General features: G+C 63.1%; 11 protein-coding genes. 7 read left to right on the top strand and 4 right to left on the bottom strand.

What is annotated here, in order from left to right; all coding sequences use genetic code 11:
* The first annotated feature begins 19 nt into the window (after positions 1-19).
* From IB249_RS08535 to IB249_RS08515, 5 genes are all read left to right on the top strand, one after another.
* On the top strand, positions 20-811 hold the full coding sequence (locus IB249_RS08535) for an IclR family transcriptional regulator (RefSeq protein WP_027620520.1): 792 nt from the start codon (positions 20-22) through the stop codon (positions 809-811).
* 103 nt (positions 812-914) lie between these two features.
* Positions 915-1949, top strand: coding sequence for a zinc-dependent alcohol dehydrogenase (locus IB249_RS08530; protein ID WP_192303542.1), 1035 nt, complete (start codon positions 915-917; stop codon positions 1947-1949).
* A 32-nt stretch (positions 1950-1981) separates the two neighbouring features.
* A complete protein-coding gene (locus IB249_RS08525) occupies positions 1982-2341 on the top strand; it encodes a RidA family protein (RefSeq protein ID WP_027620518.1) in 360 nt (119 codons plus the stop codon).
* Between the two features lie 57 nt (positions 2342-2398).
* A complete protein-coding gene (locus IB249_RS08520; protein WP_192303540.1) occupies positions 2399-3898 on the top strand; it encodes a CoA-acylating methylmalonate-semialdehyde dehydrogenase in 1500 nt (499 codons plus the stop codon).
* Between the two features lie 75 nt (positions 3899-3973).
* Positions 3974-5401 carry an aldehyde dehydrogenase family protein gene (locus tag IB249_RS08515; RefSeq protein WP_192303539.1) on the top strand — a complete coding sequence of 476 codons (1428 nt, stop codon included), beginning with the start codon at positions 3974-3976 and terminating at the stop codon, positions 5399-5401.
* A 100-nt stretch (positions 5402-5501) separates the two neighbouring features.
* On the opposite strand, the gene IB249_RS08510 is transcribed toward IB249_RS08515, so the two are convergent.
* Positions 5502-7355: an ABC transporter ATP-binding protein gene (locus IB249_RS08510; RefSeq protein WP_192303537.1), complete on the bottom strand. Its 1854-nt coding sequence runs from the start codon at positions 7353-7355 to the stop codon at positions 5502-5504.
* 136 nt (positions 7356-7491) lie between these two features.
* Complete coding sequence (locus IB249_RS08505; RefSeq protein WP_192303535.1) at positions 7492-8310, bottom strand: helix-turn-helix domain-containing protein; 819 nt, start codon at positions 8308-8310, stop codon at positions 7492-7494.
* Positions 8311-8418: 108 nt separating this feature from the next.
* Here IB249_RS08505 and IB249_RS08500 point away from each other — a divergent pair, with 108 nt between their 5' ends.
* Together IB249_RS08500 and IB249_RS08495 are read left to right on the top strand one after the other, a co-directional pair.
* Positions 8419-8733, top strand: coding sequence for a DUF2834 domain-containing protein (locus IB249_RS08500; RefSeq protein WP_192303533.1), 315 nt, complete (start codon positions 8419-8421; stop codon positions 8731-8733).
* Positions 8730-9158 carry an MAPEG family protein gene (locus IB249_RS08495; RefSeq protein WP_192303531.1) on the top strand — a complete coding sequence of 143 codons (429 nt, stop codon included), beginning with the start codon at positions 8730-8732 and terminating at the stop codon, positions 9156-9158. The genes IB249_RS08500 and IB249_RS08495 overlap by 4 nt, the downstream gene beginning before the upstream one ends.
* Before the next feature lie 27 nt (positions 9159-9185).
* Here IB249_RS08495 and IB249_RS08490 read toward each other — a convergent pair whose 3' ends face one another.
* Positions 9186-11435: an ATP-binding protein gene (locus tag IB249_RS08490; protein WP_192303529.1), complete on the bottom strand. Its 2250-nt coding sequence runs from the start codon at positions 11433-11435 to the stop codon at positions 9186-9188.
* On the bottom strand, positions 11432-12046 hold the full coding sequence (locus IB249_RS08485; protein WP_192303527.1) for a biliverdin-producing heme oxygenase: 615 nt from the start codon (positions 12044-12046) through the stop codon (positions 11432-11434). The genes IB249_RS08490 and IB249_RS08485 overlap by 4 nt, the downstream gene beginning before the upstream one ends.
* Positions 12047-12208: the final 162 nt, after the last annotated feature.

The raw sequence follows: 12208 nt of genomic DNA, 5'->3' as shown, positions 1-12208 counted from the left end.
CACCCACAAGGATAACCCCATGAGTTCCCTAGAAGACTCGCCACTCTTCATTACTGCTTTGTCCAAGGGACTGTCGATCCTGACGGCATTCCGTGCCGGGCGTCCGAGCATGAGCCTGATTGAATTGGCGCAAGCCACCGGGCTGAACAAAAGCACCGTGCAACGCTCGACCTTTACCCTCGAAGCGCTGGGCTACCTGTACAAGGAACCCGTGACCAAGCGGTTTCGCCTAGCGCCCAAGTCCCTCGACCTTGGCACCGGCTACCTGCAGACCAGCGAGTTGATCGAACGCGCCAACCCGTACCTGCACGAGCTCAACCGCGACGTCGAGGAGAGCTGCAACCTGCTCGAACCGTGCGGCCTGGACATGCTCTACGTGGCGCGTTTTCCCAGCCACAAGCAGATTGCCATCCATATGCCGCTGGGCCGGCACCTGCCGATGTACTGCACCTCGGCAGGTCGGGCGTACCTGGCCGCACTGCCGGAGGCGGAAACGGACGCGATTCTGGTCGCCTCCGAACGCCAGGGCTACACCGCCAGCACCGTCACCGAGCTGGATCAATTGCGCGCGATCGTCGCCGAGGCGCGTCGTGAAGGCTACGCCTATGCCCAGGAAGAGTATTTCGCCGGAGATATCAGCGTTGCGGCGGCGGTGGTGAATGCCGATGGCTACCCCCTGGGGGCCGTCAACATTTCGGTGCCGTTCAGCCGCTGGAACCTGGAGGACGCGCGCAAACACCTGGCGCCCAAGGTGATCAACACCGCGCGCAACATTGCCAGCGCGACACGCAGTTTACGTCCCGTGGGCTGACGCTCCGGGGAATTCTTTCGACCCGCACACCTGCCGCCGGCCCTGGCCTGCGGTATAGGTGACCACTTGCCCGAAAATCGGGTGGATGTTTCAGGAGAGAGCGATGAGTCAAACCATGAAGGCGGCCGTTCTGCACGCTGTCGGCGAACCGTTGCGCATTGAACAGGTACCGATTCCACAACCGGGCCCCGGCGAAATACTGATTCGCATCGTCGCCTGCGGCGTCTGCCACAGTGATCTGCATGCCATCGACGGCGACTGGTCGGCCTTGCCCACGCTGCCACTGATTCCGGGTCATGAAATTACTGGCCACGTGGCGGCCCATGGCGAGGGTGTCAGCGAACCGGCGATCGGCACCGCAGTCGGCATGCCCTGGATGTACAGCGCCTGTGGCACCTGCGAGTTCTGTCTCGGTGGGATGGAAACCATCTGCGAACACCGCGAATCCACCGGCTACAGCAAGCAGGGCGGCTACGCCGAGTACATGGTGGCCCCGGCAGCATTCGTCGCCACGATCGAGCCCGATGTCGATCTGTACGCCATGGCCCCCATTCTCTGCGCTGGCGTGACCACCTACCGTGGCCTGATGCGCTCGCGTGCCCGACCGGGGCAGTGGGTGGCCGTCATGGGCATCGGCGGGCTGGGTCATGTGGCGGTGCAGTACGCCATTGCCATGGGGCTGCGCGTGGCGGCCATCGATGTGGGGGCGGACAAGCTTGAACTGGCACGCAGCTATGGCGCCGAGTGCCTGATCAACGCTCTCGACAACCCGGTCGAAACCCTCAGGCAACAGATTCCCGGCGGCGTCCACGCGGTGCTGGTGACCGCCACCGCCAACGCGGCGTTCGAGCAGTCGGTGAAGATGCTGCGCCCCGGTGGAACGGCGGTGTTCATCGGCCTGCCCGGCGGCGATGCCGACACGGTGCGCGCTTCCATTTCCAGCATCAGCGGTTGGGAGCTGTCGATCACCGGTTCCAACATCGGCACCCGCCATGACTTGAACGAGGCGGTGTCATTCGCGGCCCGTGGCCTGGTCAAGGCGCAGATCAACCTCGAACGCCTGGACGACATCAACGACATTTTCGCCCGCATGCGCAAAGGCCAACTGGTCGGCCGCACGGTACTGCAAATCGCTTGATTCAACCCCTTTACTCAGCAGGAGTTACTCCCATGACCATCACCCGACTACAACCCAACCCCGGCCTGCTCAGCCACGCGCTGGTGCACAACGGCATCGTCTACATCACCGGGCAAGTGCCTGCCGACCGTACCCAGGACGTCGCCGGGCAGACCGCCCAGGTGCTGGCGCGCATCGACGCGCTGCTGGCCGAGGCCGGTTCCGACAAGTCGCACATCCTGTTTGCGCAGATCTGGCTCAAGCACGCGGTCCAGGACTTCGCGGCGATGAACGCGGTCTGGCGCGAGTGGGTGCCACAGGACGCGCTGCCGGCGCGGGCGACCGTCGAGGCGAACATGGCGGCGGACAATATCCTGGTGGAAATTGCCCTGCAGGCGGCCGTCAAGGCCTGACTGACCAGTCATTCATACCTGCCGGCGGGGTGAACCTGTCCGGCACTGGAGAGTTTTATGAGCAGTATCGTTCCCCATCTGATCAACGGTGTTCGCGTGCAAGGCACGGGGCGCACTGCGGATGTCTACAACCCGTCCACCGGCGCGGTGACCCGGCAAGTGGCGCTGGCCGACGGCGCCACCTTGCAACAAGCCATCGACGCCGCCCGCGCCGCGTTCCCGGCCTGGCGCAACACCCCGCCAGCCAAACGGGCACAAGTGATGTTCCGCTTCAAGCAACTGCTGGAGCAGAACGAAGCCGAGATCTCGCGATTGATCAGCGAGGAGCATGGCAAGACCCTGGAAGATGCTGCGGGCGAACTCAAGCGCGGCATCGAAAACGTCGAGTTCGCGTGCGGCGCTCCGGAGCTGCTCAAAGGCGACTACAGCCGTAACGTCGGGCCGCACATCGACGCCTGGACCGACCTGCAGCCGGTCGGTGTGGTGGCGGGCATCACGCCGTTCAACTTTCCGGCCATGGTGCCGCTGTGGATGTACCCGCTGGCCATCGTCTGCGGCAACTGCTTCATCCTCAAACCCTCTGAGCGCGACCCCAGTTCGACCCTGTACATTGCCGAGTTGCTGATCGAAGCGGGTCTGCCCAAGGGCGTGATGAGCGTGGTGCATGGCGACAAGGAGGCCGTCGATGGCCTGATCGAGTCGCCCCACGTCAAGGCGCTGAGTTTTGTCGGTTCCACCCCGATTGCCGAGTACATCTACAGCGAAGGGACCAGGCGCGGCAAGCGCGTACAGGCCCTGGGCGGGGCAAAGAACCACGCGGTGCTGATGCCGGACGCGGACCTGGACAACGCCGTCGGCGCGTTGATGGGCGCGGCCTACGGCTCGTGCGGCGAACGCTGCATGGCGCTCTCGGTGGCCGTGTGTGTCGGCGATGAGGTGGCTGATGCGCTGGTGGCCAGACTGGTGCCGCAGGTGCGCGCACTCAAAGTCGGCGCCGGTACCGCCTGTGGTCTGGACATGGGCCCGCTGGTGACCGGCGCGGCGCGTGACAAGGTCAAGGGCTACATCGACGCCGGGGTCGCCCAGGGCGCCAGTCTGGTGGTGGACGGCCGTGACCTGGTGGTGGCCGGCCATGAAAACGGCTTTTTTGTCGGCGGCACGCTGTTCGACCGGGTGACCGCGCAGATGAGCATCTACACCGACGAAATTTTCGGCCCGGTGTTGTGCATCGTCCGTGTCGGCAGCCTGGAAGAGGCCATGCAACTGATCAACGATCACGAGTACGGCAACGGCACCTGCATCTTCACCCGTGACGGTGAAGCGGCGCGCCTGTTCTGCGATGAGATCGAGGTGGGCATGGTCGGCGTCAACGTGCCGTTGCCGGTCCCGGTGAGCTACCACAGTTTCGGCGGTTGGAAGCGTTCGCTGTTCGGCGACCTGCACGCCTATGGTCCGGACGGGGTGCGTTTCTACACCCGCAAGAAGGCCATCACCCAACGCTGGCCACGCCGTGCCAGCCACGAAGCGGCCCAGTTTGCTTTCCCCAGCAACAGCTGAGCCGGCGCAATCCATTCAACAGGGTGAGGACCCGAAATGTCCTCACCCGGTGTCCCAGTCAAGGCGAGTGAAAACATGAACAACGCGCTCAAGTTCTACATCGACGGCCAATGGACCGATGCCCTGTCCGGCAATACCCTGGAGGTCATCGACCCCTCCACCGAACAGGCCTTTATCAGCATCGCAGTGGGCAATGCGCAGGATGTCGACAAGGCAGTCGCGGCAGCAGCCAAGGCTTTCCCGGCCTTCTCGACAACCAGCGTCAGCGAACGCCTGGCGCTGCTCAAGGAGATTCTGCGGGTGTACAACCTGCGTTATGAAGACCTGGTCAAGGCTGTCAGCCAGGAAATGGGCGCGCCATTGCATTTCGCCCGTGACGCGCAAATCTGGAGTGGCCGCGCGCACCTGGAGTCGACCATCAGCGCCCTGGAAAAATTCCAGTTCAGCGAGTCGCACGGCAGCACCCGGGTGGTGCGCGAAGCCATTGGCGTATGCGCCCTGATCACCCCCTGGAACTGGCCGCTGAACCAGATCGTCTGCAAGGTCGCCCCGGCCATCGCTGCGGGCTGTACCGTGGTGCTCAAGCCCAGCGAGATCGCACCGCTGACCGGGATCATCTTCGCCGAAATCCTCCACGAAGCGGGCGTGCCGGCCGGGGTGTTCAACTTGCTCAACGGCACGGGTCCCGACGTGGGCCAGCACATGGCAAGCCACCCCAAGGTCGATATGGTGTCGTTCACCGGTTCGACCCGCGCCGGGATCATGGTGGCGAAGGCGGCGGCCGATACGGTCAAGCGCGTCGCCCAGGAGTTGGGTGGGAAATCGGCGAACATCCTGCTGGAGGATGCTGACTTCGAGGTTGCGGTGGCCAAGGGTGTGCAGGGCTGTTTCTCCAACTCGGGGCAATCGTGCGATGCACCCACCCGCATGTTGGTCCCGGCTTCGCAGCATGAGCGTGCGCTGCAGATTGCCCGGCAGACTGCCGAAAAAATGCTCACCGGCAGTCCGCTTGACGCCAGTACCGACCTCGGTCCGGTGATCAGCGAGGCGCAGTTCGCCAAGATCCAGGGCCTGATTGCCACCGGCATCGAGGAGGGCGCCACGTTGGTAACGGGTGGTCTGGGCCGCCCGCAGGGCCTGGACAAGGGCTACTACGTGCAGCCCACCGTTTTCGGCGGAGTGACGGCTCAGATGACGATTGCCCGGGAGGAAATCTTCGGCCCGGTGCTGGCGATCATTCCCTACGACAGCGAAGAGCAGGCCATCGAGATCGCCAACGACACCGTCTACGGCCTGGCGGCCTATGTGCAGTCAACCGACATCGAACATGCCCGCACCGTGGCGGGGCGCATGCGTGCCGGCTCGGTGTATCTGAACTATCCGAGCTGGGATACCTTTGCCCCGTTCGGTGGTTACAAGCAGTCCGGTAATGGCCGCGAGTACGCCGGTTGGGGTATCCATGATTTCCTCGAAATCAAGGGTGTGGTCGGCTGGGGCAACTGACGCCGGGGGTTCGCCGCATTGGAAAACGTGGGGCCAGGCTCATGAGTTCATCGCTTCATGGGCCTGGCCTTCGCTACATCCACGGTGTGGGCAATCCTGCCTATTCCATCGCCTCGGCCACGCCCTGGTCCTCACCCAGGAACCCACCGCTCTGGTGGTGCCACAACCGCGCGTAGGTGCCGTTCTTCGCCAACAGTTCGGCATGCGTACCTTGTTCGATGATGCGTCCGTCATCCATGACAATCAGCCGGTCCATGGCCGCGATCGTCGACAGCCGGTGGGCGATGGCGATGACGGTCTTGCCCTGCATCATTTCGTCGAGGCTTTCCTGGATCGCGACTTCGACTTCCGAGTCCAGGGCGCTGGTGGCCTCGTCCAGCAACAGGATCGGGGCGTTCTTGAGCATCACCCGGGCGATGGCAATGCGTTGGCGCTGGCCGCCCGATAGCTTGATGCCACGCTCACCCACCAGGGTGTCATAGCCGCTATGGCCTTGCCGGTCGCTCAACTGGCTGATGAAACCATCGGCCTGGGCATTGGCGGCGGCTCTGCGGATCTGCGCGTCGGTGGCCTCGGGACGGCCGTAGGCGATGTTGTCGCGAATGGAGCGGTGCAGCAACGAGGTGTCCTGGGTGACCATGCCGATGGCGCTGCGCAGGCTGTCTTGCGTCACCTGTGCGATGTTCTGACCGTCGATACGAATCTCGCCGCTGTCCACGTCGTAGAAACGCAGCAGCAGGTTGATCAGCGTGGATTTGCCGGCCCCGGAACGACCCACCAGGCCGATTTTTTCCCCCGGGCGGATACTCAGGCTCAGACCATCGAGCACCTGGCGTTCACCGTTGTAGTTGAACCCGACATTGTCGAAGGTCACCGCGCCGCCTGCGGGCACCAGCACGCCGGCGTCCGGCGCATCCTGCACCTTGGGGCCACGGGTCAAGGTCGCCATGCCATCCTGCACGGTGCCGATGTTCTCGAACAGCGAAGTCATCTGCCACATGATCCAGTGCGACATGCCATTGATGCGCAAGGCCATGGCGGTGATCGCCGCCACGGCTCCCGTGCCGACTTCGCCCTGGTGCCACAGCCACAGGGCGTAGCCTCCGGCCCCCATGATCAGGGCCACCACCAATGCCTGGTTGACGATTTCGAACTGGCTGACCAGGCGCATCTGACGAAAGCCGGTGAGCTTGAAATCCTCCATCGCCGCCCGGGCGAAATGCGCCTCGCGCTTGGAGTGCGAGAACAGCTTCACGGTGGTGATGTTGGTGTAGGCGTCCGAGATGCGCCCGGTCATCGATGACCGCGCATGGGCCTGTTCCTGGCCGACTTGCCCCAGGCGTGGCACAAAGTACAGCATGGCCAGCCCGAACAGCGCGATCCAGGCAATGAACGGCAGCATCAGCTTCAGGGCGAAGCCGCCGGCGAGGGCGATGATCGCGATGAAGTACACGCCGATCCCCGGCAGAATCTCGATGACGGTGAACAGCACCTCACGCACGGCGAGTGCCGTCTGCATCACCTTGGTCGTGACCCGGCCGGAGAACTCATCGGAAAAGAACGAAAGGCTTTGCCGCAGCATCAGGCGATGGAAGTCCCAGCGCAGCCGCAGTGGCAGATTGATCGCCAGCACCTGGTGCTGAACCATGGTTCGCAACGCCACCAGCCCGATGCTGATGACCAGCACAATGCCGATCCCCCACAGCACGCGGCTTTCCTGCGCCTGGGCTTCGCCGCCGACCTGCCAGGTCGAGAGCAGGTCTACGACCTGCCCCAGAAAGGAAAACAGCCAGGCTTCGTAAATCGACACGCTGGCACTGAGCAGCGCAAACGCCAGGATGTAGCCGCGAGCACCCCGCGTGCAGGCCCACAGAAACCGTACCAGGCCAACCGGTGGCGGCGGTGCTTCATCGGGCGGGAAAGGGTCGAGTCTTCGTTCAAACACACGAAGCATTGTGGCCTCCGATAGGATCAAGTGATGGCAATTCTGCCATTTAATGAGTGCTTTGAGGGTTTTGCGGGGCAGGGGTTCGGTGCGTTTGGAGGTGTTGTCCGGAGCGACAGCCTTCTGCACGCTCCAGTCCTTCCGCTCAATGTCGACCTGCTGACCACTGTTCGAACGCCGTTGACATGATCTGCCACGTTTGGCTGTCAGCGGGGATCAGGTGCTCGATGCGCAGCGATGCGACGGTGATGTCGAGGGGCATGCCGAAGGTGGTAAAGGTCGACAGGAACCTCAGTTCGCCGTGCCCGGAACGCACGCGTGTCAGTACCACTGGCGCGGGCGCCGTGTTCAAGGGCGGGGACGGCGAGCCGGGCATGTCCTGCAGCAGGCGAGCCAGTGCGGGATTGGCCACTGCTTCGCGAGCTGCGCGTTGCCAGGCGATGGCGCGTATCTCGTGCGCATTGACCAGGTGATCACCCAGGCCGCCGGGGCGCAGCAGGGTGTCCAGAAGGTTCAGGCCCGACAGGCTGTCGGCGTCGATACCGACCAGTGCGAACAGCAGGCCCGTGCTGGCGTTGGCGGCGGTGACATCCCAGTTGTCGTTGATGACGATGGCGGGTGCCGGATTATTGGCCTGCAGGATGTGTTCGACTGCGTCAGACACCATTTTCATCGTCGGCGCATCGATGGCCGAGACGACGTAGCGGGGGGCGTAGCCTGCGGCGAGGAACACTTCGTTGCAGTGCTCGAGGGGCACGTCCAGGGCGGACAGCAGGGCGTGCAGTGTGCTCGGACTGGCCTTGGCACGAGCCGTTTCCACGCAACTCAAGTGACGCTGGGATACGCCCGCGAGCAACGCAAGCTCCAGTTGGCTGAGCCCCGCCTGGCGACGCAGGCGACGCAGGTGTTCCCCGGCGGACGGGCCGGCAGCCGGGCTGGTTGAATGAAAAGGTTTTTGGCTCATGTTTCGACTCTGACTGTCCCTGTTGAGTGCGTCCATGACCTGTCAGGTCATTGAGGTACGAGCGACTCTACCACTACTGTCGGGTGACCATTCACCCGGGAGAAGAGGATGAGGACCCATTACCTTGCATTGTTCGTGTTGACGATCTTTGCGCTTTATACCGGTTGGACGATGGCGATCGCCGATCAGTCGCTGGTCGCGTTCGGCCTTCAACTGTTGTCTCGACCCGACACCGCGCAGGTCGTCATCGATCTCTATCTGATGGCGGCGCTGGCTTGCATCTGGATGATCGACGATACCCGCGCGCGAGGCGGCCGGTTGCGGGGCGTGGTGCCTTATCTGCTGGTCACGGCGGTGTTCGTTTCCATCGGACCGTTGTTGTACATCGCGGTCAAGGGCCTGGCGAACGGGAGTCGGGCATGAGCATCGTGCTGTCAACCTATGCGCTCTGCGTCGTGGCGCTGTTTCTGAAGATGCTGGCGATTTCCTGTTATCAGGGGTACTTCCGGCTTCGCTTTACCGCGTTCATCAATCCGGAAGACGCTGCCGTTTTCAATCGATCAGCCCAGGCGGCGGAGCGGCCGGAAGTCAGCCGTGCCATGCGCGCCTGGAGGAACGACCTGGAGAACATCCCGATGTTCATCGCGCTGGGGGGGCTGGCGATTGCGCTGGATGCGCCCGGCGTCATGACGCTTTGGCTGTGCGGTGTGTTTACCGCCGCGAGGTACGTGCACACGGCGACGTACCTGGCAAGCCTGCAGCCATGGCGAACGGTGAGTTACACCCTGGGTGTCCTGTGCCTGATGGGGCTGGCTGCGGTGGTCACGGTGCAGGTCGTGATGGATTGACAGCGCGCGTAGTCGCACTCCGGCGCCTCATTCAACACCCTCAATGGACGCCGGCACCGTAAACCTGAACAGGGCGCCACCGCCCGGCTCGCTTTCGGCAACGATGCGACCGCCATGGGCTTCGACTATCCCTTGCGTGATGTACAGGCCCAGCCCGGTGCCGGTCGGATTGCCATCCTTGACCGTCCAGTAACGTTCAAACACATGGGGCAGGTTTTCCTTGGGAATGCCTTCGCCGCTGTCGCGCACGGTGAACACGATTTCGTTCCCGACGGATGTCGCCTGCACGCCGACGGTGCCCAGGCGCGGGGTGAATTTGATCGCGTTGCTGACCAGGTTCGACAGCACCTGGAACAAACGCTCGGGGTCGGCATGGATACTCAGGTCGGGATCGGCTTCGAAGGAAATGCTGATGTCCTTGTCCATCGCCAATGGCGCGAGCAGCGATTGCGCTTCTTCGAACATCTGCGTCACGTCGAGTTTCTGCGGCGTGATGGTGTAGCGCCCGGCGTCGATTTTCGAGGTGTCGAGCAAGTCTTCAAGCAGCGTGTTCATGCGCCCGGCGGCTTGCTGCATGGTGTCGATGGCGGTGGCGATGCGTCGCGAGGTGTGCGGGCCATCGGAGCTGAACGCCTTTTGCATCATGCCGCAGAGCATCGAGATCACTGTCATGGGGTTGCGCAGGTCGTGGGAGACCACGGCCACCAGCTCGTCGCGGGCCCGCACCGCTTCCTGCTCGCGATGCACCTGGCGGGCCAGGTCGTTTTCCAGTGCCGAGCGGCGCAGATCGTTGGCCGCAAACAGGTCGCCGTGGCTCCATTTGGTGGAGATCCCGGCCATTTCAACTTTCCAGATTTCGAACGAAGTGCGCGGTCGCAGGCGCAGGCCTGCGTCCGAGTTTTCGAGGTCCAGCGGCTTTCTCGGGTCTCCGCTCCAGTTGATGCTTTCTTTCACTTCCGGACGGAACCACAGCACGCCGTTGTCCACTGGCTTGGGCAGGCTCATGGCGAGCACGCCGCTGGCCACCTGTCGATAGTGCGCGGCGGGTGGGTAGACGCTGCTCAGGTGATGGCTGGCGAACACCGGCTCGCCGCTGTCCTGCAGCCATTTGTGCAACGCGCGGATCTCGTGCGGTTCGGGGCAGTTGCCATAGCGGTGCAACTGTTTGTCCTCGATGATCGCGATGCCGCCGGCACCGGTCAGCGCCATCAGCACGTGCGGCTGACCGGCCAGGCCGTCGAAGACATTTTGCGGCGAGTCGATCATCGCCTGGCTGAGCAACGCCAGCGCCTCGACCTTCTCCTCACGCTGGCGGCTGACTTCCAGCGCTTCCATCGCGCTGATCTGCAGCGACAGCACCTGACCGATGGTCTGGCACGCTGTTCGCAACTCGTGTGGTACATGCAGCGGCTGACGATTGCCGCAACTGATCAGGCCCCATAGCCGGTCACCCTTGAGCAGCGAAATGCTCATCGACGACAGCACGCCCATGTTTTTCATGTACTGGCAGTGGATCGGCGAGACACTGCGCAGGGTCGCAAAGCTCAGGTCCAGCGGGGTCTGCGTGTCCGGGCGCAGCTTCGGTATCAGAGGCACCGGCGCATAGTCGGCGTTGGGGATGATCCGCAGCCAATTGGTGCGGTACAGCTCACGCGCCTGTTCGGGGATGTCCGAGGCCGGGAAGAACAGGCCGTTGAACACTTCCATCGAAGGGTCGGACGCTTCAGCGATGACCTGGCCGTGGCCTTCCTCCTCGAAACGGTAGATCAGCACCCGGTCGTAACCGGTCATGGCCTGGATTTCCCTGACGCTGATGTCGTACAGCGCCTGCAGGGTGGTGGCTGCTTGCAGGCGCTGGAGCATCCGGCCCAGATGGGTCTGGTTGCCGGCGACATTGCGCGGCTGGAAGTTCTCGACGTGGATCTCCAGCTCCAGGATCAGGACGCCCTGATGGCGGTGCAGCAAGCCTTCGAACACGGTGCCGTTGACTTCGACGCGCAGGGGCGGCGCGTCGAACAATGTGGGTTGCTGCAACGCTTGCTGCACGGCCTGAGTGTGCGCATCGCCAATGAGGCCGCGCAGTGGTTGGCCGATCAGCGTGTGTGGCGCGCGCGCGAGCAAGGTCTCGACGTTGGCGCTGACCTGGATGATCTCGAGGCCGGGCTCGGTCAGGGTCAGCAGCAGGCCATGGGGTTGAATCGCACCGGGAAAACGGATCGGCTCGTCGGCACAATTGGCCAACAGCTCTTCAAAAGCGTCTTGATCTTGAGGGGTCATACCAGAACCTCCTGGCTTTCGAGCCAACGCTCGAAACAGCTGAATGTGGTGTGCGCGGCCGTGACGACGGCGACTCGCTCGTCTGCGCTCATGGGGCGGTTACCCAGGTATTCAATGAACTCGCGCCAGCGGCGTCCGGTGGCCGCACCATAAATATCGAGGAATGCTGCGCCGTTTTCCGCGCCCAGGCCCAACCGTGCCGCAATTTCCCGACGCAGGATCTGGCCACCCAGCGTTGCGCCTTCCAGCACATACAACACGCCCAGACAGGCGGCGCTGGAGTCGGTGACGGGCAGCTGGCGGCAGGTTGGCAAGCGTTCCAGTGACTGTGCCGACAGCCCCAGGGCTTGCAGGTCGCCGCGCAACGCCGGGACTTTCAATCGCGTTTTCAGATTGAAGTCGACGGGCATCGAATCACTGTCCTGCAAGGCGGTTTCCAGCGGTAGGTAGAAGCCGTAATAGGCTTGCATCAGGCGGTTGAAGGCCGGGGTATCCAGGGTGTCGGAGAAATAGGGCAGGCGTTTTTCCAGGGCGATGTGCAGTTCGGCGGTGCCGGCCCGCAGATCCTGTAGCACGGGTGGAACGCTGCTGGGCTTTGATTGGATGGGCATGGATTCTAAAAATTGATCTCGTGATGGCGACGGCTGAGGGTACAGGTCTTCGTCCGACCGCCCTCGGGACGAGCACAGACTGGATGTTCCATTGTTTCGCAAAGCCTGCTCCATGGCTAACTGACATCGATTTTCCGTGGAGGTTTCGTGTTTTGAAGATCG

Origin of the sequence: Pseudomonas sp. PDM04, assembly GCF_014851765.1 — a bacterium.
Lineage (GTDB): Bacteria > Pseudomonadota > Gammaproteobacteria > Pseudomonadales > Pseudomonadaceae > Aquipseudomonas.
This window is presented reverse-complemented; position numbering and strand designations above follow the sequence as displayed.